Source organism: Caulobacter sp. BE264 (genome assembly GCF_031457805.1).
Lineage (GTDB): Bacteria > Pseudomonadota > Alphaproteobacteria > Caulobacterales > Caulobacteraceae > Caulobacter.
Window position 1 is genome coordinate 87,223 of sequence record NZ_JAVDXI010000004.1, and the last position, 26,323, is coordinate 113,545.

Here is a 26,323-nt window from a genome sequence, read left to right on the forward strand (position 1 = left end):
TCACAACGCGGTTTCGAAGCCTTCGCCCGATGGCTAAGCTGCCCGCACAGACCAAGGGCAGGAGACGACCAATGACGGCGGGAGCGTTCAAGCGCGGATTTGTGGCGCTGCTGGCCGTGCTGGCGGGGCTCGGAGGCGCCGCGACGGCCCACGCCGCCTGCGCCGTCGGTTCGCCGGGCGCGACCGTCAGCGTGGACGCCGGCGCGACCGGGCGGCCCTTCCTGCTGCGGCGTCCCGCCGGCCTCGCAGCGGACCAGCCCGCGCCCTTGCTGATCCTCCTGCACGGCAGCGGCGGCGACGGCGCGCGGATGCTGGCCGCCTCCCGGCTGGAAGCGACGGCGGAGGGTCACGGCTTCCTGGTGGCCGCGCCCACCGCCGCCATATCGGCCGGCAAGGGCTTTGCGTGGAACATCCCGGGCGTGCCGACCGTGACCGGCAAGATCCCCGACGCCTCGGACGCCGACGACGTGGCCTATCTGGCGGCGCTGGTCGACGGTCTGGTCGCGGCGGGCTGCGTCGAGCCCGCCCGCGTCTATGTCACCGGCCTGTCGGGCGGCGGACGCATGGCATCCTGGCTGGGTTGCGTGGCCTCGGACCGCTACGCGGCGATCGCGCCGGTGGTGGGCCTGCGGGCGGGCAATCCGCGCCGCGAGAAGCCGGACGAGCCCGATCCGGCCACCTGCCAGCCGGCGCGTCCGATGCCGGTGATCGCCTTCGCCGGTGACACCGACACGACCAATCCTACCCAGGGCGGCGGCGCGGGCTACTGGCAGTACACGATGCACGCGGCCGAGCAGCGCTGGGCGGCGCTGAACGGCTGCCAGGCGCCGCCGACCACGCAATGGGTCGCGCCGAGCGTCTATGAGGAGCGCTATTCCGGCTGTCGGAGCGACGCCGACGTGGTGGGGCGCATGACGGTCGGGGGCGGCCACACCTGGCTCGCCGACAACGACGCCCTGTGGGCTTTCCTCTCGCGCTACCGGCGGGAGGGACGCTAGGGGACGACTGAAAGAACGCCGGTTCGCCACGTAAGCGTCACGATTCGTCGCGAGCTTGCGGCGCCGCAAACGACTCGACCGGAGACGCGCATGATCGCCGCCCTGCTGACCGCCCTGGCCCTGCAAGCCGCCCCGCCCCCGGCGCTGGACCCGGCGACCGTCAAGGCGGTGGAGGCGGTGGCGTTCGACTATGTCGACGGTCAGCTGGAAGGCGACACCGCCCGCGTCACCCGCGCCCTGCATCCCGACCTCGCCAAGCGCGCCGTCCGCGCCAAGGCCGATCCCGACGAGGTCCTGGCCCTGCGCCGGATGAGCCGCGACGAACTGATCGACCTGACGCGCCAAGGCGCCCTGAAGACCCCGCGCGATCAGTGGGACCGCACCGTCCGGGTGCTGGACGTGGCCGGCGATGTGGCGATCGCGCGTGTCGAGACGCCCTGGTTCGTCGATCACCTGAGCCTTGGCCGGTTCGGCGAGCGCTGGGTGATCGTCAACGCGCTCTGGTATCCCAAGCCGAGGCCGGCCGCGAATTAGCAGTCAGACCGGCGCCATGGTCTTGAGGCGACGCACCGCCACGGCCACGCGCATCGAGGCGTCATGGAACTTCGAGCCGACGTCGATCATGTCGGCGGCGCGCTGGAAGTCTTTACGGTTGATGGCGCTGGCCACCTCACCGGCGGCCTCATGGAAGTCGCGGTGGGCCTCGACGCACTGCAGATAGGTCTTGTCGCCGGACAGCTTGGCCTTCGCCTCGCCATGCAGCCAGTGGCCCAGGGCGCAGTTCCTGTCCGAGCAGGCGCGCTGGGCGTCCACGGTGCTGTGGGTGGCCAGGGCGATCCGGAAGTTCACTTTCCAGTCAGCGTGGGCGGCGATGGCGGCGTCGAAATCCATGAGGTACCTCGCAACTCAAATTCACTGAGCGGCGAATATTCCAAACTTGGCTGTCGATCGGTGACCAAGCAGCGTTAACGGCTTCGCTTCGTCCCCTTAAGGGGACATCTGCGACAACGGTCAGCCGTGCCCCGGCATCGCCAGGGGCTCGTCGGCGTCGGCCACCAGGCGACGGGCCTGCTCAAGCGCCGCGTCGATGTCGTTCTCGATGAACTCGACCTCAAGGTCGGTCAGCGGGTGCGGCGCGGCGATGGTCTCGCGCAGATAGATGCGCTTTTCAGCCTCGCTCATCGACCACCAGCCGACGGTATGGCCTTCCTCGATGACCGCGTCGCCCATGGCCAGCAGGTCGTCGGTGTCGAAGATCGGCTGGCCTGGCTTTTCGGGAAACCACTGGCCATCGTCGGGCAGGGCCTTGTCCAACTGCTTCAGCAGCGACGCCAGCCAGGGGCTGACCAGCAGCGGCTTCTCATAGCCGTCGCCGAACTTGGCGCGCAGCAAAAGGTCGTAGAGCAGCTCCAGGCCGGCGTCGCCGTGGAAGGTGACGGTCTTGGCGTCGGGGTCGAACTTGAAGACGTCGGGCATGGGACTCTCTTGGGCTGACGCCCTCATAACGTCCGAACGCGACGTTTTCATCTAAGCTGTCATCCCGGCCGCAGCGAAGCGAAGAGCCGGGACCGCCACGAACTCAGCTTCCGGCGGTCCCGGCTCGGCGCGCTTCGCGCTTGGCCGGGATGACAGTTTAAAGGACTAAAGCTGATCCAGCCCGTACACCGCGTGCAGGGCGCGGACGGCCAGTTCGGTGTAGGCCGCGTCGATCAGGACCGAGATCTTGATCTCCGAGGTCGAGATGACCTGGATGTTGATGTTCTTCTCAGCCAGGGCCTGGAACATCGATTGGGCCACGCCGGCGTGCGACCGCATGCCCACGCCGATGACCGACACCTTGGCGACGTCCTCGTTGACGGCGACGGCCTCGAAGCCGATCTCCTTCTGGGCGGCCTGGACGATCTCGACGGCGCGCGTGGCGTCACGCTTGCCGACCGTGAACTCCATGTTGGCGGTGTCGGCGCTGCGGGCGCGCGACTGCACGATCATGTCGACGTTCACATTGGCGTCGGCCAGGCGGCCGAAGATCTGCGAGGACACGCCCGGATGGTCGGGCAGGCCCAGCAGGGTGATCTTGGCTTCGTCGCGGCTGTAGGCGACGCCCGAGACGATGCGCTTTTCCATGATTTCTTCCTCGTCGCAGACGATCGTACCTTGGCCCGGGGCTTCGCCCGGTTCGACGAAACTGGACAGCACCCGCACCGGGACGCGATGGGCCATGGCCATCTCGACCGAGCGGGTCTGCAGAACCTTGGCCCCCAGCGAGGCCATTTCGAGCATTTCTTCGTAGGAGATCTTGGCCAGGCGCTTGGCCTTGCTCTCGATCCGCGGGTCGGTGGTGTAGACCCCGTCGACGTCCGTATAGATGTCGCAGTCGCCCTTGACGGCGGCGGCGATGGCCACGGCGCTGGTGTCCGAACCGCCCCGGCCCAGGGTGGTGATGCGGCGGTTCGGGGTCACGCCCTGGAAGCCGGCGATCACGGCGATCTCGCCGTTGGCGAAGCATTCCTCGAGGTTTTCCGGCGGGATCTCCTCGATCCGCGCGCGGCCGTGGGCCTCGTCGGTGAGGATCGGCACCTGCCAGCCCAGGAACGAACGGGCCTTGTGGCCCATGTTGCGCAGGGTCATGGCCAAGAGGCCGGCGGTCACCTGCTCGCCCGAGGCGACGACGGCGTCGTACTCGTCGTCCGACTCCGGCAGGCCCGCCGCAGCGCGGCCGGCGCCGTCGGTCCAGGCGACCAGCTCGTTGGTCTTGCCCGACATGGCCGACACGACGACGGCGACCTGCTTACCCGTGGCGACCTCGGCGGCGACCAGGCGCGCCACACGGCGGATGCGCTCCAGGTCGGCCACCGACGTGCCGCCGAACTTCATCACCAGACGTGACACGTCCCTGGTACCTCGACACTTGGTTATTTCTTGCGCCCGCGCGGCCGGATCGCTCCCCCTCGCGCAAGCCCGCGCCTTCTAGCGAGCCGATGGCGCAACGGCAATGTCGCGGCGGTGTCTTTTTTGACGGATGAGGCGCTCGCCTTGACTCCCCATGCAACCTACCTAACTATCTAATGTCCTTTTTCCCACGCCGGAGGACTGCATGTCGCCCGAGCTCGAGAAAACCCTGGCGGGCTGCAAGACCGTTGCGGCGAAGATCCGCGCCCTGGACGCAGCCGGCTATCCGCGCGCCGAGATCGCCCGCCTGCTGGGCAAGCGCTACCAGCATGTCAGGAACGTGCTGGAGGAGCCGGGGCCGCCCAAGCTGGCCACTACGGAACCGCTGGCGATGGCGATGGAGGGCATGGCCGAGGCCGACGCGGCCTTCTTCCAATACACGCCGCCGCACACCTATTTCCTGAGTGTCGGCGCCAATGGATCGGTGGTCCTGCCCCCCGAAGTGCTGAAGGCCCTGGGGGCGCGGCCGGGGGGGCTTATCATCGCCGACCTCGAGGATGAGCGCTTCACCCTGGTCAGCGGCAAGGCCGGCATCCAGCTCATGAAGGCGCGGCTGGCGCAGCCGCCGCCGCCTGGTGCGCTGGCCTCGCTCGAGCTGATCGAAGAGCGCCGGCGCGAAGCCGCGATCGAGGAACTTGAAGCCCAGATGGACGAGGCCGGGCTTCGTCGTGACGACTAGGGTGGTGGTCGACGCCTCGGCCGTCCTGGCTGTGGTCTTTCAGGAAAGGGGCCGGGAATCCGTCGCCCCCGCCCTGCCCGGCGCGTCGATCAGCGCGGTCAATCTCGCCGAGGTGATGTCGAAGATGCTCGATCGCGGCCTGTCACCTGAGCGGATCGACCGCCAACTGGACGCGCTATCGCTCGCCGTGGCGGATTTCGATCGCAACCTGGCCATTCAGGCCGCCCTGCTGCGCAAGACAACCCGCCACAAGGGCCTCTCCCCGGGCGACCGCGCCTGTCTGGCCCTGGCGATGCGCGAGGGCCTGCCCTTACTGACCGCCGATACGGCGTGGTCCGATCTGGACCTGCCGGTGGAAGTCGTGCTGATACGCGGATCATGACGAACGCCGCGCCCGCCTCCGCCGCCCCCTCCTGGAGCATCGACCCCGCCGACGTGGCCCGCTTCTCGGCCATCGCCGCCGAGTGGTGGGACCCCAAGGGCAAGTTCGCGCCGCTGCATGTGTTCAACCCCTGCCGCCTGGCCTTCATCCGCGAGCAGGCCCTGGCGCGGTTCGGCCGCGATGGCGCCGCCCGCGCGCCGTTCGAGGGCCTCAGCCTGCTCGACATCGGCTGCGGGGGCGGCCTGCTGAGCGAGCCCATGGCGCGGCTGGGCTTCGACGTCACGGCGATCGACGCCTCGGAGAAGAATATCAAGACCGCCGCCACCCATGCCGCCGAACAGGGTCTGGAGATCGGCTACCGCCCCGCCACCGCCGAGCAGCTGCTGGCCGAGGGCGCGGGGCCGTTCGACGTGGTCCTGACCATGGAGGTCATCGAGCACGTCGCCGATCCGGGCGAGTTCCTGCGCACCTGCGCCAAGCTGCTCAAGCCCGGCGGGATCATGGTCGTGGCCACCCTGAACCGCACGCTGAAGGCCCTGGCCCTGGCCAAGATCGGCGCCGAATACGTGCTGCGCTGGGTGCCGCCGGGCACCCACGACTGGAAGCAGTTCCTCAAACCCGAGGAGCTGCGCGCCTTCCTGGCCGGCGAGCCGGTGGCCATGCAGGGCCCGTTCGGCGTGGCCTACAATCCGCTGACCGGCCGCTGGAGCCGGTCCAGTGACACCGACATCAACTACATGATGACGGTGACGAGGGACTGAGGACGGCCTCAGGGAACCTCTGCGCCCACTGGCGCTTATCGTCTCCGCAGGGGCGGACGCCCCCGGATTGGCGACCTGGTTATCGGGGGTCGGCCGTCGATCCGTTCGATCTGAACGGAGACCACCACCATGACTTCGAGACTCCTGGCCACGCTGCTCGCCACCACCGTGGCCTGCGGCGCCGTCGCCCCCGCCTTCGCGCAGGACCCGGCCTATCAGCGCAGCCTCGAGCGCTACGACGCTCAGCGTTCGAACTACTATGAAAGCGTGGCCGAGTATCAGCAGCGCCAGGCGGCCTATGAGCGCGACCGCGCCAACTATGTGCGCGCTCGCGACGACTATGACCGCCGCTATGGGCGCGGCGCCTATGACCGCCGCTATCCGAGCTACGCCGAGCGTTACCGCGTGGCGCAGTATCGCGACAGCGCCGCCTACTACGCCGAGCAGGCCGAGTTCGAACGCGCCCGCGCCAACTATGAGCGCGCCCGCTACAACTACGACCGCCGCAAGGGCGACGGCGCCTATGACCGCCGCTATCCCAGCCAAGCCGCCCGCTTTCGGGTGAGCGGCGTCAGCTACGCCGGTTATGACGCCAACCGCGACCAGTGGGAGCGCGACCGCGACCGCTACATCGCCGCCCGCGACGCCTATGATCGCCGCAACGGCTATGGCAGCTATGACCGCCGCTATCCGGGCGAGGCCAGCCGCTATGGCGCGCCGTACGCCGGCGGCTACAGCATCGACACAAGCACCAATATCGGCGCCAACACCAACTACGGCCCCGACTGCCGTCAGGACGCCAAGCGCAACGCCACCGTCGGCGGCGTGATCGGCGCCCTGGCCGGCGCGGCCCTCGGCTCGAACGTCGCCGCCCGCAACGCCCGTCCGGAAGGCACGGTGCTGGGCGCCCTGGTCGGCGCGGGCGTCGGCGCGGCCGTCGGCAACGCCTCGGCCAAATGCGACACGCAGGGTAGCTACTACACCTACGAGCAGACCCAGCCCTATCGCTACAGCGACGGCCGCTACGCCGCCGCCGATGAGCGCTGCCGCCTGGCGCCGGCCCCCACGGAATACAACGGTCGCGTCGAGACCCGTTACGTCCGCGTCTGCCCCGACGCCGACGGTCGCTACCGCGTCCAAGGCTGATCCTCGTCTCACGCCGGGCCGGCGATCTGGAAACCGCTCGCCGGCCTGAGCGTTGAACTTCCGAGGGATCGAAACAAGAAACGACAAACGGAGAGCTCGTCATGCGCGCGCCCCTGAAAGCCATCATCCTGGCCACCGCCGTCGGCTTCGCCGCCAGCACCGTGGCCGTGACCACCGCCGACGCTCAGTCGAACAGCCGCTATCGCGTACTGGTCTGCAAGAAGTCGAAGGCCAAGAACGGCGCCATCATCGGCGGCCTGGGCGGCGCCCTGCTGGGCAACACCGTCGCGGCCCGCGGCAACAAGACCGAAGGCGCCCTCCTGGGCGGCGCGGTCGGCGCCGTGGCTGGCCACGAGATCGGCAAGAGCAAGAAGAAGTGCCACTACGAGTACCGTTACCGCTAAGGCGGTTCGGTCTTCGGAAGGCCAGCAAGGGCGTCGGACACAAGTCCGGCGCCCTTTGCGTATGCGTCTCGACGCGCCCGCTAGAGGCTCTGCTTGCCTGAGGGGCCGCATCAGGCTCAATAGCCGACTCTGTGTTGTGCTTTGGGGGCGGTGTTGACGGAAGCCTTGGTCATTCGCGGGTTGAACAAGACGTTCGCCAAGCCTGCGGTCTCAGACCTGGACCTGACGGTCCGCGCCGGTGAGCTCTACGCCCTTCTGGGACCCAACGGCGCGGGCAAGACCACCACCCTGCGGATGGTGGCGGGCCTTACCCAACCGGACGCAGGCGAGATCGCCATCTTCGGCGTCGACGCGCGCAAGGACCCGTCGGCGGCCAAGGCGCTGCTGGCCTGGGCGCCCGACGAGGCGATGATCTACGACAAGCTCACGCCGCTGGAATATCTGGAGTTCGTCGCCGGGCTCTGGAACATCGATCCGCGCACCGCCAAGGCCAAGGCCGAGGAGCTCCTGACGACCCTGGGCCTGGCCTCCGAAGCGCGCCGCCGCTGCGAGGGCTTCTCGCGCGGCATGAAGCAGAAGGTGGCCCTGGCCGGCGCCCTGATCCATGACCCCAAGCTGCTGATCCTGGACGAGCCGCTGACGGGCCTCGACGCCGCCGCCGCGCGTCTCGTGAAAGACATGCTGCAGGCCCGCGTCGACGCGGGCGGCACGGTGATCCTGACCACCCACATCCTCGAAGTCGCCGAGCGAATGGCCAACCGCATCGGCATCATCGCCGGCGGCCGTCTGCTGGCCGAAGGCACGCTGGACGAACTGCGCAGCCGGGCCGGCGAGGCCAGCGGCCGCACCCTTGAGGACGTCTTCCTGCAACTGACGGCCGAGGCCGCCGCGTGAGCCTGCCGTTCAAGCCGGCCAGCACGCCCTGGCTCCTGGCCCACGAAATACGTCTGGCCTGGCGCGGCGTCTCGGCGGGCCGCAAGTCCAGCGGCGTCGGCTCGATCATCGCCTTCGGCGTGCTGGGGGCCTTCGCGCTGCTCGGCGGCGCAGCGCTGGCGTTCGCGACGCGGGGCTACGAGGTCCCGATCACGCCGTTCTCGGTGATCATCGTCGACATGGCGCTGGCGGTGATCCTGACGCTGATGCTCGCCAACACCCTGGCGGCCGCCGCCAACGCGCTCTATGAGCGCGGCGATCTGGACCTGCTGTTCTCCTCGCCGCTGTCGCCGCGCAAGGTGCTGTTCGTCCGCGCCCTGGGCCTGGCGGTCGGCGCGGGCTTATGGTTCTTGCTGCCGGCGGCGCTGATCCTGGCGCCGTCGCTCTTCATGGGTCATCCGCACTGGGCTGGCGTGTTCGGGGTGCTGATCGCCGCGGCGCTGGGCGCGTCCGGGATCGGTCTCCTGCTGGCCATGGCGCTGTTCGCTCTGATCGGCCCGCGTCGCACCCGCACCGTGGCCCAGGTCCTGGCGGCGCTGATCGGCGCGGCCTTCTTCCTGGCCAGCCAGTATCGCAACCTGATGGGCGAGGACGCCTCGGAAAGCCTGTTCGCGCGCATCGCGCTCGACGTGCGGGACGGCCGCATCCAGCCGCCGCCGTTCGCCGACCTGCCGCTGCGCGCGGCGGTGGGCCAACCGATCCCGCTGCTGATCCTGATGGCGATCGGCCTTAGCGTGTTCCTGTTCGCGGCCCGCGTTCTGGGCCGGCGCTTCGCCGACGCAGCCGCCGCCACCCAAGGGGCCGAGACCCGCAAGGCGGCCAAGGGCCCGGCCCGCGACTTCGCCGGCGGCGCCTTCCAGGCCACGCTGCGCAAGGAGCTGCGCCTGGTCAGCCGTGACGCGGCGCTGCTGTCGCAGGTGTTGCTGCGCGTTCTTTACATGGTGCCCCTGGCCTTCGTGATGGCCCGCAGCGCCGAGCACATGCCCGCCTGGGCCCTGGCGGGTCCGGCGGCGGCGGTCACCTTCCTAGCCGGTCAGGTGGCCGCAAGCCTGGTCTGGATCACCGTGTCGGCCGAAGACACCCCTGATCTGCTGGCCATTTCGCCGACGCCCATGCGCGTGCTGAACCGCGCCAAGCTGGCCGCCGCCCTGATCCCCGTCGCGCTCTTGCTGGTCGTCCCCATCGCGGTCCTGACCTGGTATGCGCCGCTGGCGGGGCTGTGGACCGCGCTCGGGGCGGCGCTGACCGCCTGGGCGGCCGGGCTGATCGGCGTGTGGCATCAGAGGCCCGGCAAGCGGGCGGACTTCAAGCGGCGTCACGGCGGCTCATTCCTGGCCGGCCTGGCGGGGGTGTTCATCGCCACCCTGATCGGCGGGGCCACGGCCCTGGCCGTGGCGGGCCTGCTGGTCTGGGCGGTGATCCCGCTGATCGTGGCCGGGGCGCTGACGATCGCGATGCGCCGCACGGACGACCAGATCGCCGCCACCCTGCGCGCCGCCTCAGCGGCGTCCAACTAGTTCAAGCCTCGAGCAGCGCCCGGATCCGGCAGACCACGCCCTCGGGCTGGAAGTCGATCACCGCCGCGCCGGCCAGCTCGGCGGCGAGCCCGCGCTCGATCAGGCGCGAGCCGAAGCCGCGCCGCTCGGGCGGCTTGACGACGGGACCGCCGCGTTCGGTCCATGTGAGGTCGAGGCGGGGCGCGCCGGGTTCGGGGGCGAGCCCCCAGGCGATATGGACCCGCCCGTCCGGCAGGGACAAGGCGCCGTACTTCACCGCGTTGGTGGCCAGTTCGTGGAGCGCCATGGACAGCGACAACGCCGATTTGGGCGACAGACGAACGGAGGGGCCGCTGAGATCAAAGCGACTATCCCCACCGTGGAGCGCGGCGACGCGCGCGGCGACGGCGTGCATGTCAGCGCCTTCCCAGTTTTCCCGCGTCAGCAGGTCATGGGCTTCGGACAGTGCGATGATCCGCTCCGAAAACGCTGCGCGCGCCTCTTCCAGAGACGACTGCCCCTTGAAGCTCTGCGCCGCGATCGCCTGGATCGTGGCCAGACTGTTCTTCACGCGATGGTTCAGCTCATTGACCAGCAGACGCAGGTGCAACTCGGCGCGCTTTCGCTCCGTAATGTTGACCGCAGCCCCGATGAAGCGCACGGGGGCGCCATTTTCGTCGAAGAACGCCTTGCCCTTCACCGACAGCCAGCGCTCGACATTGTCGTCCCGACCGGTCACCCGAAACTCCACGGCGTAGTCTTCGCGTAGAGCCGGGCTCAGGGCGCGCTCGATCGCATATTGAACGCGCGCCGCATCGGCTTCGTGGGTGAGCGGCAGGAGCTGCTCCAGCGTGACCGGCTCGCCGATCGGCACCCCGAACATCGCATAACAGCGGTCCGAGAGCCGCACCTGGCCGCTTTCAAGGTCATGGTCCCAGGTTCCCACGTCCGCGGCTTCCAGGGCCAGACGCAAGGTCTCCTCCTGCCGCAGCAGGCGTTCCACCGACTCCCGCCGCTCGGTGACGTCCGATACGACGCCGACGAACCGCGTGCAGACGCCGTCTTCAAAGAAGGCCTGACCAAACGCCTCGTTCCAGCGGAGGGCGCCATCGTTGGCTCTGACGATACGAAACTCTCGATTGATTGTCCCCGGACCGTGCGGCTCGATGGCGGCGCGCATCTCCGCCATCACCGCGTCGCGATCATCGGGATGCAACAGCTGCGCGAAGCGTTCGGTGCTGGCAGGTTCGTCTTCAGTGAGGCCAAGTATCGCGCGCGCGCGCGCGTCCCAGTACAGCTGGCCAAGCTGCGGCCGCAAGACCCATCGCCCCATGCCCGACGCCTGGGCGGCGAGGTCGAGATCAAAACGGGCGGCGGCAAGCTCGGCCTCCACCGCCTTGCGCTCAGTGATGTCGATGATGACGCCAGTGTTGTGCGACGGCTGGCCAGCCTCATCCAGATAGGCCTTACCGCGCGTGTAGATCCAGCGGATCGAACCGTCCGACTGGATCAGACGGTATTCTTCAGAAAAAATATCGCCCGTCGCGGCCGACTTCGTGGCGACCGCTTGGATCCGGCTGCGGTCATCAGGATGGATCGCTGGGACGAACTTCTGGACCGGCAGGCCCAGTCCGGCCAGTTCAGGATCGACGTTGTGCAATTCGGCGTAGCGCGGGTCGGCATAGACCTTGTCAGCCTTGATGTCCCACTCCCAGGCCCCCACCACCCCGGCGACCGACCGCGCCATCTCATAGCGCTCCTGGGTGACCTGCAGCGCCTTTTCCGCCTCGACCGACTGCGAGATCTCGACGGCGGCGACCAGCACCCCGCCAATGCCTGTAGGCGCGCTGGCGTCGGGCACCGGGCTGTAGTTGACTGAGAAGTAGGCGAGCTCAAGGGCGCCGTTCTGCAACACCTTCATCGGCAGTCGCTCGAAGGCGTGGCCTCGGCTCGATCCCGTCATGATGTCTTCGTGCAACCCGCGCAACGCAGCCTGGAAACCTGGCGAGGTGTCGTAGAAGCTCTGGCCCAGCGCGCTGGGATGGCGCTCGTGCAAGGCCGGCGCATAGGCGTCGTTGTAGATCAGGACTAGCTGGGGGCCCCAGCGCAGGGCCATCGGGAAGTTGCTGGCCAGAACGATGTCGGTCGCCAGGCGTAACGCCGGCGACCAGTTTTCTCGCTCGCCGAGGGGGGTCTTGGACCAGTCGAACGCGGCGACGCGCGCGGCCATGTCGCCGCCCACGATCCTCGTCAAAGCAGGCGTGGCTTTGTGGCCGCCCTCGCCCATCCGCAAGATCCCCCATCCGGCCCCCCGACCGGCCTTAACCGTAAGGTGAACCCATAGCGAAGGCGTATTCAAGCGTCGGCGTGACGAAACGTCGCCTTAGGAGGCGAAGAAGCCTCTTCACCTCCCAAGTTACAACCTATTGTAATCCCGAAGGATCAATCGATAGGCGACCAGCGCTTCTCCGCCACGGCGGCTTGGCGCTTGGGACCGCGGAACGCGTTCTGGCCCTCGCCGGACTTCTGCCCCGGCTTGCCGGGGCCCTTGCCCTGACCCGGACCACGGCCTTGAGCCTTCTGCCCGCCTTCGGGGCGACCACCGCCGCCGCCATTGCGGTTGCGCTGGCGCTTGCGGCGCAGCTCGGAGGGGACGTCGTTGCGCGGGTCGGCCTTGCGCGGATCGACATACTTCTCGGCCGGAACCAGCTTGTCGGCGACGGCGGCGGCGGCGGCCAGCTGCTTGTCGTTGCGACGGTCGAAGGACGGGATCGTCTGGCGGGTGGCCTTCTGGATGTCCTTCAGCAGGTTGCGCTCGTCATCGCTGACGAAGCTGATGGCGATGCCGTCCTTGCCCTTGCGAGCGGTGCGGCCGATCCGGTGGACATAGGCCTCCGGCACGTTGGGCAGCTCGTAGTTGATGACGTGGCTGACGTCGTTGACGTCGATGCCGCGCGCGGCGATGTCGGTGGCCACCAGAGCCCGCATCTCACCCGCCTTGAAGGCGGCGAGCGCGCGTTCGCGCTGCCCCTGGGTCTTGTCGCCGTGGATCGAGGCGGCCTCGACGCCGGCGGCGTTCAAGTACTTGGCCACCCGGTCGGCGCCGCGCTTGGTGCGGGTGAAGACGATGGTGCGCGAGAAGCTCGAGTCCGCGAACAGCTCGGCCAGCAGCGGACGCTTGCGCTGGGCCTCGATGAACAGCACGCGCTGGTCGATGCGCTCGACCGTGGTGGCCTGCGGGGCCACCGAGACCTGCACCGGGTTGTTCAGGAGCTCGCCGGCCAGCTTGCCGATCTCGCTGGGCATGGTGGCCGAGAAGAACAGGTTCTGGCGGTTCTTGGTCAGCTGGGCGGCGATCTTGCGGATCGGCACCACGAAGCCCAGGTCCAGCATCTGGTCGGCTTCGTCGAGCACGAAGATCTCGGTGCCCGAGACGATGGCCGACTTCTCGGCCATGTGGTCCATCAGGCGGCCGGGCGTGGCGACCAGCACGTCGATGCCGCCGGCCAGGGCCTTCATCTGCGGGCCGTACTTGACGCCGCCATAGATGGTGTGGACCGACAGGCCCATGTGAACGGCGTAGGCCTTGAAGTTCTCGGCGATCTGGGTGGCCAGTTCGCGCGTCGGAGAGAGGACCAGGCAGCGGCAGCCGCGGCGCGGGGCGGGTTTGCGGTCCTCGGCCAGGCGCTGCAGGATCGGCAGGGCGAAGGCGGCGGTCTTGCCGGTGCCCGTCTGGGCGATGCCCAGCAGGTCCTTACCTTGCAGCACCACCGGAATGGCCTGGGCCTGGATCGGGGTCGGCTCCTTGTAGCCCTTTTCAGCAAGCGCCTTCAGCAGCGGCTTGGCCAGGCCAAGGTCGGAAAATTGAGTCACGTGTGTTGTGTCTTTCATGCGCCGAAAGACAGCGCATGCGTTCCTCGCACGGCTGGCCCATCGGCTGTCGTTCGGGGAGCGCCCCGCGTGCACGGGCGATCGGTGAGAAAAGCTCTCAAGGCGCTCGACAGGCTGGTCCGAAAACGGACCCTCACGCGGCTGGAGCGCCAATAGCGCCGAAGTGGCGCGAGGCGGATATGGGTTATCCTAGCGGGAAAGTCAAGTTTTGTGGAAAATCCGGCCAGTTCCTCCCCCGCAACGCGGGGGAGGTGGCCCAAAGGGCCGGAGGGGGCGAACGCGGCTATTCTTCGGCTAGCCCCCTCAGTCGCTCTGCGACAGCTCCCCCGCAACGCGGGGGAGCATCTGGACAACGCAACCGCGCCGCGCCAAACCGCGCCCATGACCAAGCCCATCGTCCTCGTCGCCGCCGCCGCCCTGATCGATGTCGATGGCCGCGTGCTGATCTGCCAGCGCCCGCAGGGCAAGCAGCTGGCGGGCCTGTGGGAGTTTCCGGGCGGCAAGGTCGAGGCCGGCGAGACGCCTGAGGAATGCCTGATCCGCGAACTTCAGGAAGAGCTCGGGATCAAGGTCGCGCACGCCTGCCTGGCGCCGTTTGTTTTTGCGTCTCACAGTTACGAGTCTTTTCACCTCCTGATGCCACTCTACCTGCTGCGTCGCTGGGAAGGCCAAGTGACGCGCAAGGAGCACGAGGCGCTGGCATGGGTAAAACCGGACAAGCTGAGCGACTATCCGATGCCGCCGGCCGACGAGCCTCTGGTGGCGTGGCTACGCGACGTCCTCTGAGCGCGTTCTGGCGCGACCAGTCAGGCGCCACGGCGGTCGAGGTCGGCGTGATCGTGGTGCTGATCAGCATCGCCCTGATCGGCGCGATGACCGTGCTGAGCGACGGCATCAAGACCGCCTTCACCAAGTCCGCCGACGCGATGGGCGGCTAGAGGCGCCCCTTAACCCGCCTTGTCGCCGGTCGATTGCTCCTGAGTCCCCAGAGCATCGGCCAGCCGCATCTTGGCCGAGCCGGGCCGGAGGGGCTTTTGCTGGCTGTCGTGCGGCGCCCAGCCGGTGACCGAGACGATCTCGAAGGTGGCCGGCACCTTGCCGTCGGCCTCGGCGAACCGTTCGACATAGAGCTCCATCGCCCTGAACAGCACCTTGCGGGTCAGGGGCTTGCGCGCGCGGTCCAGCAGCACGCTGGTCTCGCCCATCTTGCGCAGGTCCCGCAGCAGCGCGATCGGGTGGGCGTAGCGCACTTTCACCCGATCAACATCCGCCACCGGCAGGGCGAAGCCCGCCCGCTGCAACAGGCCCGCCGCGTCGATGGCGTCGGCGAACGGCGAGACCCGCATCGACGCCCCGTCCGACAGCTCAGCCTCGGCCGCCAGCAGGCACTGGCGCAGCTCGGTCAGGGTCGCCCCGCCGAAAATGGCCCCGACGAACAGGCCGTCAGGCCGTAGCGCCCGGCGGATCTGGATCAGAGCGCCCACAAGGTCGTTGGTCCAGTGCAGCGACAGGGTCGAGACGATCAGGTCCAGGGACGCGTCGCCGAACGGCAGTCGCTCTTCGTCGGCGACGACGCGCAGGGTCTCGCGCCCGGCCAACATGCGGCCCGAAAGGTCGGTCTCGAGCAGCGTATCGATATTGGCGCGCGCGTCGCTGTCGCTCAACGCCTTGAAAAAATGACCATTTCTCGCGCCGAGGTCGACGGCGACCGGAAAGCGTCGCAGGATCGTTTCCAGCCGCATCACCACGTCCTGGGCGGCGCGGGCCTTCAGGAAGTCGGCCGCAGCGAAGTCGGGCGCGGCGCGGTCAAGGCGCTGGCGATGCAGGGCGCGGTCGAACAGGAGCGGAGAAGCGGTCATGCGGGCGGAACATGGCGATTTCGAACCGACATGGAAAGCCGCTCCCCGCCAGATCGTCCCGCATTTGCGCGGCCTGGGGCGCGGTCTGCTGGACCTCATCCTGCCGCCCGCCAGCCTGGACGGGGCCAGCGCCCTGACCGGCGGCCTGTCGCCAGCGGCGTTCGCCAAGATGACTTTCATCGACGATCCAGTCTGCGACGGCTGCGGCCTGGCGATGCCCTACACCGACGCGGCGGCCGAGCGATGTCTGGCCTGCCAGGCCAAGCCCAAGGCGTTCGCGCGGGCCCGCGCGGCCTGCGTCTATGACGAGCACTCGCGGGATCTGATCCTGATGCTTAAGCACGCCGACCGCGTCGACTTGGCGGGCCTGTTCGCCCGCTGGCTGTCGCGCGCGGCGGTCGACCTGCTGGACGAGGCGGACGCCATCGCCCCCGTCCCTACGCACAGATCCCGGATGTTCACGCGGCGCTACAACCAGGCCGCCGAGATCGCCCGGCCGCTCGCCCGTCTGGCGGAGCGCCCCTACCTCCCCGACGCGCTCGTGCGGCGACGCGACACCGCCAGCCAGGGCGGCAAGTCCGCCTCGGGGCGGCGACGCAACGTGGCGGCGGCCTTCGTCGTCCCACCTGCCCGCCGACAGCTCGTCGAGGGGCGCAAGATCCTGCTGGTTGACGACGTCCTGACCACCGGCGCCACCGCCGAGGGCTGCGCGCGGGCGCTGCTGACGGCTGGCGCGGCCAGCGTGACCCTATCCGTCGTCGCGCGCGTTACAGAACAACAGGCGCGTCCTATATGAGGACGGCGAAACACCAGCGAGTCACCTCATGGCCAAGGTCACCATCTACACCCGCCCCTTCTGCCCCTACTGCTCGCGCGCGGTGGCGCTGCTGAACGACAAGGGCGCCGACTTCACCGAGATCGAGGCGGGCATGGATCCCGCGCTGCGCCAGGAGATGATGCAGCGCTCGGGCCGCAACACCTTCCCGCAGATCTTCGTGGGTGAGCAGCATATCGGCGGCTGCGACGACATGATGGCCCTGGAAAGCGAGGGCAAGCTGGACGCGCTGCTGAACGCATGAGCCAGACCGCGCCGCTCCGCGTCGGGCTGATCCAGACCCGCACCCCCGCCACCCACGCCGCCGCGCTCGACCACGTGGCGCCGCTGGTGCGCGAGGCGATCGCGGGCGGCGCCCAGTTCGTGCTGACGCCCGAATGCACCAACGTCGTCCAGAAGGACCGCAGCCTGCTGCTGCCGGCGCTCAAGACCCTGGACGAGGATCCGGTAGTGTCGGGCCTGCGCGAGATCGCCGCCCAGACGGGAACCTGGATCGACATCGGCTCGGCCCTGGTGCGTCGCGAAGCCGGCGAGAAGGCCGCCAACCGCCAGGTCGTCATCGACCCGACCGGCGCGATCGTGGCGACCTATGACAAGCTGCACATGTTCGACGTGGATCTGCCGACCGGGGAGACGGCTCGGGAGTCCTCGGCCTATGAGCCCGGCGAGGCGGCCGTGGTGGTCGACACGCCTTGGGCCAGGCTTGGCCTGACCATCTGCTACGACATGCGCTTTCCCGCTCTGCACCGGGCCCTGGCCCTGGCCGGGGCGACCGTGCTGACGGTTCCGGCCGCCTTCACCCGCCCCACCGGCGAGGCCCACTGGGAGATCCTGCTGCGCTCGCGCGCCATCGAGACGGGCTCGTTCGTGCTGGCCGCCGCGCAAGGGGGGTTCCACGAGGACGGGCGCGGCACCTGGGGCCGCTCGATCGTGGTGGGGCCGTGGGGCGAGGTGATCGCCGCGCTCAACCATGACGAACCCGGCGTGCTGCTGGCCGACCTCGACCTGCCCGCCGCCGACAGGGCCCGCGCGGCGATCCCCGCCCTGAAGAACGCCCGGGCTTTCACCGGCCCGTGAGCGTCACCATTTCAATCCCATGATCAAGTACGCGCTCCGGTGCGACCGGACTCATGAATTCGAGGGCTGGTTCGGCTCCTCGGCCGACTATGACGATCAGGCCGCGCGCGGTCTGGTCGAATGCCCCGTGTGCGGCTCGACCGGCGTGTCCAAGCAGATCATGGCCCCGGCCGTCGCCGGCACCAAGGCGCAGCGCTCCGCCGAGCCCGCCGTCGATCCCAAGATGCGCGAGATGATGATGACGGCCATGGGCGAGGTCCGCCGGCACGTCGAGGAGAACTTCGACTATGTCGGCGACGCCTTCGCCAAGGAGGCCCGCGCCATCCATGAGGGCAAGTCCGAAGAGCGCGGCATCTACGGCGAGGCCTCGCCCTCAGAGGTGAAAGCCCTGGTCGAGGACGGCGTAAAGGTCGCCCCGCTGCCGCCCGGACCGCCGAAGAAGACGGACGTGAACTGAGGCTCCAAACCCGACCTCCCCGGCGAATTCCGGGGCCCAGATTCATCCGGAACGTTTGGGGTGGGCCCGCCCACAGCCTCCGCCGACCCAGCGACGCCGGAGGGTTCGATCTGGACCCCGGCCTTCGCCGGGGACGTCGGGAGAGAGGTCAGAACTTCGTCTTGCAGCCCTGCTTCAGATGCACCCCGCGGAGGAAGCCGCGACGGGCCAGGCCCGCGTCGACGGCGGCGTTCATCTGACGGTCGGCGGGGGCCGCGCCGGTGACTTCGCGCACCAGACCGCGGAACGGGATGATGCTGTTGATGATCGTCTTGCCGCCCGCCTCGGCCAGCTTGCCGGCGCGGTTCTCGGCGTATTCGGCGCCGACCTTGTAGTCGGGGCCCAGCACCACGTTCAGCGCCTTCACCTCGTTGGCCAGGGCCTGGCAGGACTTGAGGCCCTTGAGGCTGTAGGGGTCGTCGAAGGCCTTCACCAGGACCGGCGGGATGTCGCGCTTGGACAGGCCGACGTCGCGCACCGGCTGGGTGCCGATGTCGACAGCCTTCTTGCCCGCCTCGCCCCAGCGGCCGGAGGGCTCGTCCGGCTTGGCCGGCGGCTTGACCTGCGCGTGGGCCGCAGAGGCCAGCAGGAGGGCGGCCGCCCCGGCCATGATCAGCAGCTTCTTCGACATCGCAACGCCTTCCCGACAAAACACGCTGCGGGAACGGCAAGCCTCGCCGCCGGTTCCCGTCGCAAGTCCCTCAGCGTGCAAGTTAGTTCGGCGGGCCGCCGGCTTCCAGATCGAACGCCGCGTCGAAGGCGTCGTCATTGGGCGTGGCCCCGCCCAGCGCGGCGTCGAACAAGTCCTCCAGCGACGACCAGATGAAGGTCATCTGCTCCATCACAGTCGGGACGCTGGCCGGATCGAAGCCCGGATACAGGTCTTCCACAAGCCAGAGACCGGCCCCCGGATCGAAGGCGAAGCGGCAGCCGATCAGACGGAACTGGGCGCGGGCCATGGTCTCGAACAGGGCTGTCAGGTCGCGGGCGGCGTCCAGGTCTTCATGGTCCAGCACCAGACAGCGGATCTGCAGCCAGCCGTGGTCGGGCAGAAGATAGAAGGCCCCCTCGTCCTGGTCCTCGCCCGAGATCTCCAGGCCTCGGTCGATCGCTTCGACGACATAGCCCGCCGCGCGGCAGGTGTCGGTGAGCGCGGACAGCAGGGCGGCTTCCTGGTCGGGCGTGAGGTCGGTCATGGGAGCGATGTTCCGGTGCGTGGTTCGTCGGCGGCTTCTAGCACGGAACGCTTTGGCCGGGGACGCGACCAATTCCGGGGACTGGTCAGACAACCTACTTGCCGTCGCTTGATGTTAGCGCTACCAAGTGCCGACGAACGCGCGCCGCCGACGGTGTCGGCGCTTCAGACGCTCGAGATTTGGGGAGACGGACGCCGTGGGCGTGAGTGAATTCCTTCCGGAAGACTGGAAAGACGCGACCCTGCTGGGGCGTATTGATTTCGGCGAAGGTCCGACGCCGGTGCTGGTGCGCGGCGGCCGCGTCGAGGACGTCTCGAAGATCGCCCCCACCCTGGCGGACCTGATGAACGCCTTTGGCCCCGGCGCGGCGATCCCGCGCGGCGAGGACAAGGGCCCGCTGGAAGCGCTCGACATCCGCCCGGTCTGGGAAGACCCGGACGGCGCCGCGCCGGTCAAGCTGCTGGCCCCCGTCGACCTGCAATGCCTGAAGGCCGCCGGCGTGACCTTCGCGGTCTCGACCCTGGAGCGGGTGATCGAGGAACGCGCGCGCGGCGACGCCGCCGCCGCCCTGAAGATCCGCGAGCAGCTGTCGGCCAGCATGGGCGGCGACCTCAAGAGCGTGAACCCGGGCTCGGAAGGCGCCGAGCGCCTGAAGCAGACCCTGATCAAGGACGGTCTCTGGTCGCAGTACCTGGAAGTGGCCATCGGCCCCGACGCCGAGATCTTCACCAAGGGCCCGACCCTCTCGTCGATGGGCTGGGGCGACCAGGTCGGCGTCCGCAGCGACAGCCACTGGAACAACCCTGAGCCGGAAGTCGTGCTGCTGTGCGACGGTTCGGGCCAGATCCGCGGCGCGGCGCTGGGCAACGACGTCAATCTGCGCGACTTCGAGGGCCGCTCGGCCCTACTGCTCAGCAAGGCCAAGGACAACAACGCCAGCTGCGCCATCGGTCCATTCTTCCGCCTGTTCGACGACACCTTCAGCCTGGACGACGTCCGCTCGGCCGAGGTCGAGCTGAAGATCACCGGCCGCGACAACTTCGTGCTCGACGGCAAGTCGAACATGAGCCTGATCAGCCGCGATCCGGCCGTGCTGGCCGGCCAGGCCTACGGTAAGCAGCACCAGTATCCGGACGGCTTTGCGCTGTTCCTGGGCACGATGTTCGCGCCGATCCAGGACCGGGATACGCCCGGTCAGGGCTTCACCCACAAGGTCGGCGACCGCGTCCGCGTCTCGACGCCGAAGCTGGGCGTGCTCGAGAACGAAGTCACCACCTGCGACAAGGCCAAGCCGTGGACGTTCGGCATCTCGGCCCTGATCCGCAACCTGGCCGGCCGCGGCCTCCTCTAACTTTTTGTTTTAACGCATTTTCTTCGCGCGAACCGGTACCCACTTCGCTCGAAAATGCTTGGAGAAGCTTCCCGCGATGACCGACACCCTGCGCCACTATATCGGCGGCGAACGCGTCGCCGCTGACGCGCCGGCCGAGAGCCTGAACCCGTCCAACACCAACGACGTCGTCGCCAAGGTCCCGATGGGCGGCCAGGCCGAGGTCGACGCCGCCGTCGACGCGGCCCGCAAGGCCTTCCCGGCCTGGGCCGACGCCTCGCCGGAAGTGCGTTCGGACCTGCTGGACAAGGTCGGCTCGACCATCATCGCTCGCAGCGCCGACATCGGCCGCCTGCTGGCCCGCGAAGAGGGCAAGACCCTGGCCGAAGGCGTCGGCGAAACCGTCCGCGCCGGCCGCATCTTCAAGTACTTTGCGGGTGAAGCCCTGCGCCGCCACGGCCAGAACCTGGAAAGCACCCGTCCGGGCGTCGAGATCCAGACCTACCGCCAGGCGGTCGGCGTCTATGGCCTGATCACGCCCTGGAACTTCCCCATCGCCATCCCGGCCTGGAAGGCCGCCCCGGCGCTCGCCTTCGGCAACACCGTGGTGATCAAGCCGGCCGGCCCGACGCCCGCCACCGCCAATGTGCTGGCCGACATCATGGCCGAGTGCGGCGCCCCGGCCGGCGTGTTCAACATGCTGTTCGGTCGCGGCTCGATGGGCGACGCCCTGATCAAGCACAAGGACGTGGACGGGATCTCGTTCACCGGCTCGCAGGGCGTGGGCGCGCAGGTCGCCGCCGCCGCCATGGCCCGTCAGGCCCGCGTGCAGCTGGAGATGGGCGGCAAGAACCCGCTGATCGTGCTGGACGACGCCGACCTGGAGCGCGCTGTCGCCATCGCGCTGGACGGCTCGTTCTTCGCCACGGGCCAGCGCTGCACCGCCAGCTCGCGCCTGATCGTTCAGGACGGCATCCACGACAGGTTCGTCGCCCTGCTGGCCGAGAAGGTCGCCGCCCTGCGCGTGGGCGACGCTCTGGACCCCAACACCCAGATCGGCCCAGCCGTCTCCGAAGACCAGATGGAGACGAGCTACAAGTATATCGACATCGCGACGTCCGAAGGCGGCCGCGTGGTCACCGGCGGCGACCGCATCAAGCTCGACAATCCGGGCTGGTACGTGCGTCCGACCCTGATCGCCGACACCGAGGCCGGCATGCGGATCAACAACGAAGAGGTCTTCGGCCCCGTCGCCTCGACCATCCGCATCAAGAGCTACGAGGAAGCCCTGGAGATCGCCAACGGCGTCGAGTTCGGCCTGTCGGCGGGCATCGCCACGACCTCGCTCAAGCACGCCCGCCACTTCCAGCGCTACGCCCGCGCGGGCATGACCATGGTCAACCTGGCCACCGCCGGCGTCGACTATCACGTGCCGTTCGGCGGCACGAAGAGCAGCTCGTACGGCGCTCGTGAACAAGGCTTCGCGGCGGTCGAGTTCTTCACCCAGACCAAAACCTCCTACTCGTGGTCGTAAGCAGCATGTCCTCAGCCATCTATCCCAGCCTGAAGGGCAAGCGCGTCGTCATCACCGGCGGCGGCTCGGGGATCGGGGCCGGCTTGACCGCCGGCTTCGCGCGCCAGGGCGCGGAAGTGATCTTCCTCGACATCGCCGACGCAGACTCCAAGGCCCTGGAGGCCGAGCTGGCCGGCTCGCCGATCCCGCCGGTCTACAAGCGCTGCGACCTGATGAACCTCGATGCGATCAAGGCGACCTTCGCCGAGATCGGCGACGTCGACGTGCTGGTCAACAACGCCGGCAATGACGACCGCCACAGCCTGGCCGACGTGACCGGCGCCTATTGGGACGAGCGGATCAACGTCAACCTGCGCCACATGCTGTTCTGCACCCAGGCCGTCGCGCCGGGCATGAAAAAGCGCGGCGGCGGCGCGGTGATCAACTTCGGTTCGATCAGCTGGCACCTGGGGCTGGAGGACCTCGTCCTCTACGAAACCGCCAAGGCCGGTATCGAGGGCATGACCCGGGCTCTCGCCCGTGAGCTGGGTCCCGACGACATCCGCGTCACCTGCGTGGTGCCGGGCAACGTCAAGACCAAGCGCCAGGAGAAGTGGTACACGCCCGAGGGCGAGGCCGAGATCGTCAAGGCCCAGTGCCTGAAGGGTCGCATCCTGCCCGAGAACGTCGCCTCGCTGGTGCTGTTCCTGGCCTCGGACGACGCGTCGCTGTGCACCGGCCACGAATACTGGATCGACGCGGGCTGGCGTTAGGAGGCTGAGGTCGGCCGTGCGACGGGCGGGGGCTTCCCTGGGAATGCGCCACGCCTTATCGAACGGCCAACATCAGTTTTACGGAGAACGGTTGAGCATGACCGCCGTCACTTGCGTCTGGGATCTCAAGGCCACTCTGGGCGAAGGTCCCATCTGGAGCGACAACGCCCTGTGGTTCGTGGATATCAAGGGCCACAGCATCCATCGCTACGACCCGGTCACGACCGAGGCGCTGACGATCGCCGCGCCTGAGCAGGTCACCTTCCTGGCGCCCCTGGCCGATGGCAGCGGCTTCGTCGCCGGCTTGAAGTCGGGACTTTATCGGTTCAACCCGCTGGCGGGCTTCCATCCGATCACGGTCGTCGAGGACGCCGCTCTGGACAATCGTCCCAACGATGCGACCGTCGACGCCCAGGGCCGCCTGTGGTTCGGCACGATGCATGACGGGGAAGAGAACAAGAGCGGCTCGCTGTACCGGATGGACGCCACCGGCGTCGCCCGCATGGACCGCGACATCTGCATCACCAACGGCCCGTGCGTCTCGCCCGACGGCAAGACCTTCTACCACACCGACACCCTGGAAAAGACGATCTACGCCTTCGACCTGTCCGAGGACGGCCTGCTGTCGAACAAGCGCGTCTTCGTGAAGATCGCCGTGGGCGACGACGTCTACCCGGACGGCTCGGTCGTCGATTCCGAAGGCTATCTGTGGACGGCCCTGTGGGGCGGTTTCGGCGCGATCCGCTTCGCCCCCACCGGCGAGGCCGTGGCGCGCATCGAACTGCCCGCGCCGAACGTCACCAAGCCCTGCTTCGGCGGGCCTGACCTGAAGACCCTTTACTTCACCACCGCCCGCAAGGGCCTGAGCGACGAGACCCTGGCCCAGTATCCGCTGGCCGGCGGGGTGTTCGCTGTCGAGGTCCCCATCGCCGGCCAACCCCAGCATGAGGTCCGCCTTGTCTAACCGCACGCCCCGCCGGTTCCGGTCCCGCGATTGGTTCGATAACCCCGACCATATCGACATGACCGCGCTCTATCTGGAGCGCTTCATGAACTACGGGATCACGCCGGAGGAGCTGCGCAGCGGCAAGCCGATCATCGGCATCGCCCAGACCGGCAGCGACATCTCGCCCTGCAACCGCATCCACCTGGACCTGGTCCAGCGGGTGCGGGACGGGATCCGCGACGCCGGGGGCATCCCCATGGAGTTTCCGGTCCATCCGATCTTCGAGAACTGCCGTCGCCCGACGGCGGCGCTGGACCGGAACCTCTCGTACCTGGGTCTCGTGGAGACCCTGCACGGCTATCCGATCGACGCCGTCGTTTTGACCACCGGCTGCGACAAGACCACTCCGGCGGGGATCATGGCCGCCACCACGGTCAATATCCCGGCCATTGTCCTCTCCGGCGGTCCGATGCTGGACGGCTGGCACGAGAACGAGCTGGTGGGCTCGGGCACCGTGATCTGGCGCTCGCGCCGCAAGCTGGCCGCCGGCGAGATCACCGAAGAAGAGTTCATCGACCGCGCCGCCAGCTCGGCGCCGTCGGCGGGCCACTGCAACACCATGGGCACGGCCTCGACCATGAACGCCGTCGCCGAGGCGCTGGGCCTGTCGCTGACCGGCTGCGCGGCGATCCCCGCCCCGTACCGCGAGCGCGGCCAGATGGCCTACAAGACCGGCCAGCGGATCGTCGACCTGGCCTATGAGGACGTCAAACCGCTCGACATTCTCACGAAGAAGGCCTTCGAGAACGCCATCGCCCTGGTGGCGGCGGCCGGCGGATCGACCAACGCCCAGCCGCACATCGTGGCCATGGCCCGCCACGCCGGCGTCGAGATCACCGCCGACGACTGGCGCGCGGCCTATGATATCCCGCTGATCGTCAACATGCAGCCGGCCGGCAAGTATCTGGGCGAGCGCTTCCACCGGGCCGGCGGCGCGCCGGCGGTGCTGTGGGAGCTCTTGCAGCAAGGCCGCCTGCACGGCGACGTCCTGACCGTCACCGGCAAGACGATGGGCGAGAACCTCGAGGGCCGCGAGACGTCCGACCGCGAGGTGATCTTCCCCTACGACCAGCCGCTGGCCGAGAAGGCCGGGTTCCTGGTTCTGAAGGGCAACCTGTTCGACTTCGCGATCATGAAGTCCAGCGTGATCGGCGAGGAGTTCCGCAAGCGCTACCTGTCGCAGCCCGGCCAGGAAGGCGTCTTCGAGGCCCGCGCCGTCGTCTTCGACGGCTCGGACGACTACCACAAGCGCATCAACGACCCCGCCCTGGAGATCGACGAGCGCTGCATCCTCGTCATCCGTGGTGCGGGTCCGATCGGCTGGCCAGGCTCGGCCGAGGTGGTCAACATGCAGCCGCCGGATCACCTCCTGAAGAAGGGGATCATGAGCCTGCCCACCCTGGGCGACGGCCGTCAGTCGGGCACCGCCGACAGTCCCTCGATCCTGAACGCCTCGCCCGAGAGCGCGGTCGGCGGCGGCCTGTCGTGGCTGCGCACCGGCGACACCATCCGCATCGACCTCAACACCGGCCGCTGCGACGCCCTGGTGGACGAGGCGACGATCGCCGCGCGCAAGCAGGAGGGCATCCCGGCCGTGCCGGCGACCATGACGCCCTGGCAGGAGATCTACCGCGCCCACGCCAGCCAGCTCGACACCGGCGGGGTGCTGGAGTTCGCGGTCAAGTACCAGGACCTGGCGGCCAAGCTGCCCCGGCACAACCACTAAGACAAAGGGCCTTCGGAGCGATCCGGAGGCCCTTTTGCTCGGGGCTTGAGCACGTCACGCCGGCAGCGGCTACAAACAACCGTGGCCATTTGCCGAAGGCTGAAAAAGCCTTAAGAACAACGTTGCGAATTGTAAAATTCTTCCCTGGGTTGAAACCCATTTCGGGTGTAGAAAAGACATCGTCGGGGCAGTTGTTGAGCGCGGACAAGATGTTGTCGGTGAACCGAGCCCTAGGTCAGCGTCCCGAGTCGCCCAGTCTGGTGGTCGCCACGACCGCTCTTCAATTGGGCCTGGTCGTGCTGGTTTGGTTGGTGGCGCTAGTCCCAGCCGCGCTGGCGGCGTTAACGCTCTTGCTCGTCAAGACAGCCTGCGGCTTCTTTCGACCCTCAAGGGTCAAGCGTCCCATCGGCTCTTGAAACCTTGGCGCGGAACACGCGCCTCGCCACTATACGCGGGTCCCAGGGAGGGCGGATGCGGGATATCGACTGGCTGCTGACCGAGGCTCACGCGCTGCGCGAACGCGGCGACGCCGCCCTGGCCCGAACCCTGTACGCCGAAGCTGCGGACAAAGCCCGAAGCGAACAGGACACCGCCGCCCTCGCCAACGCCCAACGTCACCTGTCGGACATCGACCGCGAGGCGGGCCGCTTCGAGGCCGCCCTCGCCGCCGCCGAGGAGGCCGCCACGCTCTACGGCGCGCTGGGACGCGAGCACCGGCTGGATCTCGCCAACGCCCTGCGGCTGACCGCCCTGGCGCTGGAGGCGCTGGGCCGTCCGGCGCTTCAGCCCTGGCGCGAGGCCGGCGATCTCTACGCCGAGCTCGACATCGCCGCCGGGCTGGCGGAGGCCGAGCGGCATCTGGGGCTGACGGGT

29 protein-coding genes and 1 pseudogene are annotated in these 26,323 nt (G+C 68.5%); 22 read left to right on the forward strand and 8 right to left on the reverse strand.

Annotated features, from left to right (window positions below; translation table 11 throughout):
• The first annotated feature begins 71 nt into the window (after positions 1 to 71).
• The gene (locus J2X45_RS11025) at positions 72 to 998 is read left to right on the forward strand and encodes a PHB depolymerase family esterase (protein WP_310214576.1); all 927 of its coding nucleotides are present in this window, start codon (positions 72 to 74) and stop codon (positions 996 to 998) included.
• A gap of 90 nt (positions 999 to 1,088) precedes the next feature.
• Entirely contained in the window at positions 1,089 to 1,532 is a 444-nt protein-coding gene (locus tag J2X45_RS11030; protein ID WP_310214579.1) for a nuclear transport factor 2 family protein, read from the forward strand.
• A gap of 3 nt (positions 1,533 to 1,535) precedes the next feature.
• Here the strand turns inward: J2X45_RS11030 and J2X45_RS11035 are convergent, their stop codons facing one another.
• The 3 genes from J2X45_RS11035 to J2X45_RS11045 form a co-directional block, all read right to left on the reverse strand.
• Positions 1,536 to 1,889, reverse strand: a complete 354-nt coding sequence (locus J2X45_RS11035) for a CZB domain-containing protein (RefSeq protein ID WP_310214582.1) — start codon at positions 1,887 to 1,889, stop codon at positions 1,536 to 1,538.
• Between the two features lie 120 nt (positions 1,890 to 2,009).
• Positions 2,010 to 2,474 (reverse strand): hypothetical protein, encoded by a 465-nt coding sequence (locus J2X45_RS11040; protein WP_310214585.1) that lies wholly within the window; start codon positions 2,472 to 2,474, stop codon positions 2,010 to 2,012.
• A 165-nt stretch (positions 2,475 to 2,639) separates the two neighbouring features.
• The gene (locus tag J2X45_RS11045; protein WP_310214588.1) at positions 2,640 to 3,887 is read right to left on the reverse strand and encodes an aspartate kinase; all 1,248 of its coding nucleotides are present in this window, start codon (positions 3,885 to 3,887) and stop codon (positions 2,640 to 2,642) included.
• 205 nt (positions 3,888 to 4,092) lie between these two features.
• On the opposite strand from J2X45_RS11045, the gene J2X45_RS11050 reads away from it, so the two are divergent.
• The 7 genes from J2X45_RS11050 (at position 4,093) to J2X45_RS11080 (ending at position 9,769) form a co-directional block, all read left to right on the forward strand.
• Entirely contained in the window at positions 4,093 to 4,626 is a 534-nt protein-coding gene (locus tag J2X45_RS11050; protein WP_310214590.1) for an AbrB/MazE/SpoVT family DNA-binding domain-containing protein, read from the forward strand.
• On the forward strand, positions 4,616 to 5,008 hold the full coding sequence (locus J2X45_RS11055; protein ID WP_310214592.1) for a type II toxin-antitoxin system VapC family toxin: 393 nt from the start codon (positions 4,616 to 4,618) through the stop codon (positions 5,006 to 5,008). Before J2X45_RS11050 ends, J2X45_RS11055 begins: the two co-directional genes overlap by 11 nt.
• A complete protein-coding gene (gene ubiG, locus J2X45_RS11060) occupies positions 5,005 to 5,769 on the forward strand; it encodes a bifunctional 2-polyprenyl-6-hydroxyphenol methylase/3-demethylubiquinol 3-O-methyltransferase UbiG (protein WP_310214597.1) in 765 nt (254 codons plus the stop codon). Before J2X45_RS11055 ends, ubiG begins: the two co-directional genes overlap by 4 nt.
• Positions 5,770 to 5,898: 129 nt before the next feature.
• Complete coding sequence (locus J2X45_RS11065) at positions 5,899 to 6,915, forward strand: glycine zipper domain-containing protein (protein ID WP_310214598.1); 1,017 nt, start codon at positions 5,899 to 5,901, stop codon at positions 6,913 to 6,915.
• Between the two features lie 101 nt (positions 6,916 to 7,016).
• A complete protein-coding gene (locus J2X45_RS11070) occupies positions 7,017 to 7,319 on the forward strand; it encodes a glycine zipper 2TM domain-containing protein (RefSeq protein WP_310214600.1) in 303 nt (100 codons plus the stop codon).
• Positions 7,320 to 7,460: 141 nt separating this feature from the next.
• Positions 7,461 to 8,213 carry an ABC transporter ATP-binding protein gene (locus J2X45_RS11075; RefSeq protein WP_310214602.1) on the forward strand — a complete coding sequence of 251 codons (753 nt, stop codon included), beginning with the start codon at positions 7,461 to 7,463 and terminating at the stop codon, positions 8,211 to 8,213.
• Positions 8,210 to 9,769, forward strand: a complete 1,560-nt coding sequence (locus J2X45_RS11080; protein WP_310214606.1) for a hypothetical protein — start codon at positions 8,210 to 8,212, stop codon at positions 9,767 to 9,769. Before J2X45_RS11075 ends, J2X45_RS11080 begins: the two co-directional genes overlap by 4 nt.
• A 1-nt stretch (position 9,770) precedes the next feature.
• On the opposite strand, the gene J2X45_RS11085 is transcribed toward J2X45_RS11080, so the two are convergent.
• A complete protein-coding gene (locus J2X45_RS11085) occupies positions 9,771 to 12,035 on the reverse strand; it encodes a PAS domain-containing protein (protein WP_310214608.1) in 2,265 nt (754 codons plus the stop codon).
• Between the two features lie 155 nt (positions 12,036 to 12,190).
• Complete coding sequence (locus J2X45_RS11090; RefSeq protein WP_310214610.1) at positions 12,191 to 13,621, reverse strand: DEAD/DEAH box helicase; 1,431 nt, start codon at positions 13,619 to 13,621, stop codon at positions 12,191 to 12,193.
• Positions 13,622 to 14,020: 399 nt separating this feature from the next.
• Between J2X45_RS11090 and mutT the strand changes: the two genes are divergently transcribed.
• The gene (gene mutT, locus J2X45_RS11095; protein WP_096052285.1) at positions 14,021 to 14,425 is read left to right on the forward strand and encodes an 8-oxo-dGTP diphosphatase MutT; all 405 of its coding nucleotides are present in this window, start codon (positions 14,021 to 14,023) and stop codon (positions 14,423 to 14,425) included.
• A complete protein-coding gene (locus J2X45_RS11100) occupies positions 14,404 to 14,577 on the forward strand; it encodes a Flp family type IVb pilin (RefSeq protein WP_310214616.1) in 174 nt (57 codons plus the stop codon). The genes mutT and J2X45_RS11100 overlap by 22 nt, the downstream gene beginning before the upstream one ends.
• 9 nt (positions 14,578 to 14,586) lie before the next feature.
• Here J2X45_RS11100 and J2X45_RS11105 read toward each other — a convergent pair whose 3' ends face one another.
• A complete protein-coding gene (locus tag J2X45_RS11105; protein ID WP_310214618.1) occupies positions 14,587 to 15,498 on the reverse strand; it encodes a methyltransferase domain-containing protein in 912 nt (303 codons plus the stop codon).
• Here J2X45_RS11105 and J2X45_RS11110 point away from each other — a divergent pair.
• The 4 genes from J2X45_RS11110 to J2X45_RS11125 are packed head-to-tail and all read left to right on the forward strand — an operon-like array spanning position 15,497 to position 17,867.
• Positions 15,497 to 16,294: a ComF family protein gene (locus tag J2X45_RS11110; protein ID WP_310214620.1), complete on the forward strand. Its 798-nt coding sequence runs from the start codon at positions 15,497 to 15,499 to the stop codon at positions 16,292 to 16,294. The two genes, J2X45_RS11105 and J2X45_RS11110, sit on opposite strands and share 2 nt — an antisense overlap.
• Before the next feature lie 28 nt (positions 16,295 to 16,322).
• On the forward strand, positions 16,323 to 16,577 hold the full coding sequence (gene grxC / locus J2X45_RS11115) for a glutaredoxin 3 (RefSeq protein ID WP_310214622.1): 255 nt from the start codon (positions 16,323 to 16,325) through the stop codon (positions 16,575 to 16,577).
• The gene (locus J2X45_RS11120; RefSeq protein ID WP_310214624.1) at positions 16,574 to 17,410 is read left to right on the forward strand and encodes a carbon-nitrogen hydrolase family protein; all 837 of its coding nucleotides are present in this window, start codon (positions 16,574 to 16,576) and stop codon (positions 17,408 to 17,410) included. The genes grxC and J2X45_RS11120 overlap by 4 nt, the downstream gene beginning before the upstream one ends.
• A gap of 19 nt (positions 17,411 to 17,429) precedes the next feature.
• The gene (locus J2X45_RS11125; RefSeq protein WP_310214626.1) at positions 17,430 to 17,867 is read left to right on the forward strand and encodes a DUF1178 family protein; all 438 of its coding nucleotides are present in this window, start codon (positions 17,430 to 17,432) and stop codon (positions 17,865 to 17,867) included.
• A gap of 148 nt (positions 17,868 to 18,015) precedes the next feature.
• Here J2X45_RS11125 and J2X45_RS11130 read toward each other — a convergent pair whose 3' ends face one another.
• Together J2X45_RS11130 and J2X45_RS11135 are read right to left on the reverse strand one after the other, a co-directional pair.
• Complete coding sequence (locus J2X45_RS11130) at positions 18,016 to 18,537, reverse strand: hypothetical protein (protein ID WP_310214628.1); 522 nt, start codon at positions 18,535 to 18,537, stop codon at positions 18,016 to 18,018.
• An 82-nt stretch (positions 18,538 to 18,619) separates the two neighbouring features.
• Positions 18,620 to 19,102 (reverse strand): hypothetical protein, encoded by a 483-nt coding sequence (locus tag J2X45_RS11135; RefSeq protein ID WP_310214629.1) that lies wholly within the window; start codon positions 19,100 to 19,102, stop codon positions 18,620 to 18,622.
• A gap of 196 nt (positions 19,103 to 19,298) precedes the next feature.
• On the opposite strand from J2X45_RS11135, the gene J2X45_RS11140 reads away from it, so the two are divergent.
• The 7 genes and pseudogenes from J2X45_RS11140 to J2X45_RS11170 form a co-directional block, all read left to right on the forward strand.
• Entirely contained in the window at positions 19,299 to 20,453 is a 1,155-nt protein-coding gene (locus tag J2X45_RS11140; RefSeq protein WP_310214631.1) for a fumarylacetoacetate hydrolase family protein, read from the forward strand.
• A 76-nt stretch (positions 20,454 to 20,529) separates the two neighbouring features.
• The gene (locus tag J2X45_RS11145; RefSeq protein ID WP_310214633.1) at positions 20,530 to 21,966 is read left to right on the forward strand and encodes an aldehyde dehydrogenase family protein; all 1,437 of its coding nucleotides are present in this window, start codon (positions 20,530 to 20,532) and stop codon (positions 21,964 to 21,966) included.
• A 5-nt stretch (positions 21,967 to 21,971) separates the two neighbouring features.
• Complete coding sequence (xylB, locus tag J2X45_RS11150; RefSeq protein WP_310214635.1) at positions 21,972 to 22,718, forward strand: D-xylose 1-dehydrogenase; 747 nt, start codon at positions 21,972 to 21,974, stop codon at positions 22,716 to 22,718.
• Between the two features lie 97 nt (positions 22,719 to 22,815).
• Positions 22,816 to 23,682: an SMP-30/gluconolactonase/LRE family protein gene (locus tag J2X45_RS11155; protein ID WP_310214637.1), complete on the forward strand. Its 867-nt coding sequence runs from the start codon at positions 22,816 to 22,818 to the stop codon at positions 23,680 to 23,682.
• Entirely contained in the window at positions 23,675 to 25,450 is a 1,776-nt protein-coding gene (gene xylD / locus J2X45_RS11160; RefSeq protein ID WP_310214640.1) for a xylonate dehydratase XylD, read from the forward strand. Before J2X45_RS11155 ends, xylD begins: the two co-directional genes overlap by 8 nt.
• Before the next feature lie 209 nt (positions 25,451 to 25,659).
• Positions 25,660 to 25,866 carry a hypothetical protein gene (locus tag J2X45_RS11165; protein WP_310215286.1) on the forward strand — a complete coding sequence of 69 codons (207 nt, stop codon included), beginning with the start codon at positions 25,660 to 25,662 and terminating at the stop codon, positions 25,864 to 25,866.
• A gap of 55 nt (positions 25,867 to 25,921) precedes the next feature.
• Positions 25,922 to 26,317: pseudogene (locus J2X45_RS11170) on the forward strand (GNAT family N-acetyltransferase); the annotation flags it as partial.
• Positions 26,318 to 26,323: the final 6 nt, after the last annotated feature.

Bases quoted from the DNA above. Each gene is read 5' to 3' on its own strand.
- J2X45_RS11025 (WP_310214576.1), top strand. From the start codon at position 72: ATGACGGCGGGAGCGTTCAAGCGCGGATTTGTGGCGCTGCTGGCCGTG.
- J2X45_RS11030 (WP_310214579.1), top strand. From the start codon at position 1,089: ATGATCGCCGCCCTGCTGACCGCCCTGGCCCTGCAAGCCGCCCCGCCC.
- J2X45_RS11035 (WP_310214582.1), bottom strand. From the start codon at position 1,889: ATGGATTTCGACGCCGCCATCGCCGCCCACGCTGACTGGAAAGTGAAC.
- J2X45_RS11040 (WP_310214585.1), bottom strand. From the start codon at position 2,474: ATGCCCGACGTCTTCAAGTTCGACCCCGACGCCAAGACCGTCACCTTC.
- J2X45_RS11050 (WP_310214590.1), top strand. From the start codon at position 4,093: ATGTCGCCCGAGCTCGAGAAAACCCTGGCGGGCTGCAAGACCGTTGCG.
- ubiG (WP_310214597.1), top strand. From the start codon at position 5,005: ATGACGAACGCCGCGCCCGCCTCCGCCGCCCCCTCCTGGAGCATCGAC.
- J2X45_RS11065 (WP_310214598.1), top strand. From the start codon at position 5,899: ATGACTTCGAGACTCCTGGCCACGCTGCTCGCCACCACCGTGGCCTGC.
- J2X45_RS11070 (WP_310214600.1), top strand. From the start codon at position 7,017: ATGCGCGCGCCCCTGAAAGCCATCATCCTGGCCACCGCCGTCGGCTTC.
- J2X45_RS11085 (WP_310214608.1), bottom strand. From the start codon at position 12,035: ATGGGCGAGGGCGGCCACAAAGCCACGCCTGCTTTGACGAGGATCGTG.
- mutT (WP_096052285.1), top strand. From the start codon at position 14,021: ATGACCAAGCCCATCGTCCTCGTCGCCGCCGCCGCCCTGATCGATGTC.
- J2X45_RS11110 (WP_310214620.1), top strand. From the start codon at position 15,497: ATGCGGGCGGAACATGGCGATTTCGAACCGACATGGAAAGCCGCTCCC.
- J2X45_RS11105 (WP_310214618.1), bottom strand. From the start codon at position 15,498: ATGACCGCTTCTCCGCTCCTGTTCGACCGCGCCCTGCATCGCCAGCGC.
- grxC (WP_310214622.1), top strand. From the start codon at position 16,323: ATGGCCAAGGTCACCATCTACACCCGCCCCTTCTGCCCCTACTGCTCG.
- J2X45_RS11120 (WP_310214624.1), top strand. From the start codon at position 16,574: ATGAGCCAGACCGCGCCGCTCCGCGTCGGGCTGATCCAGACCCGCACC.
- J2X45_RS11125 (WP_310214626.1), top strand. From the start codon at position 17,430: ATGATCAAGTACGCGCTCCGGTGCGACCGGACTCATGAATTCGAGGGC.
- J2X45_RS11130 (WP_310214628.1), bottom strand. From the start codon at position 18,537: ATGTCGAAGAAGCTGCTGATCATGGCCGGGGCGGCCGCCCTCCTGCTG.
- J2X45_RS11135 (WP_310214629.1), bottom strand. From the start codon at position 19,102: ATGACCGACCTCACGCCCGACCAGGAAGCCGCCCTGCTGTCCGCGCTC.
- J2X45_RS11145 (WP_310214633.1), top strand. From the start codon at position 20,530: ATGACCGACACCCTGCGCCACTATATCGGCGGCGAACGCGTCGCCGCT.
- xylB (WP_310214635.1), top strand. From the start codon at position 21,972: ATGTCCTCAGCCATCTATCCCAGCCTGAAGGGCAAGCGCGTCGTCATC.
- J2X45_RS11155 (WP_310214637.1), top strand. From the start codon at position 22,816: ATGACCGCCGTCACTTGCGTCTGGGATCTCAAGGCCACTCTGGGCGAA.
- J2X45_RS11165 (WP_310215286.1), top strand. From the start codon at position 25,660: ATGTTGTCGGTGAACCGAGCCCTAGGTCAGCGTCCCGAGTCGCCCAGT.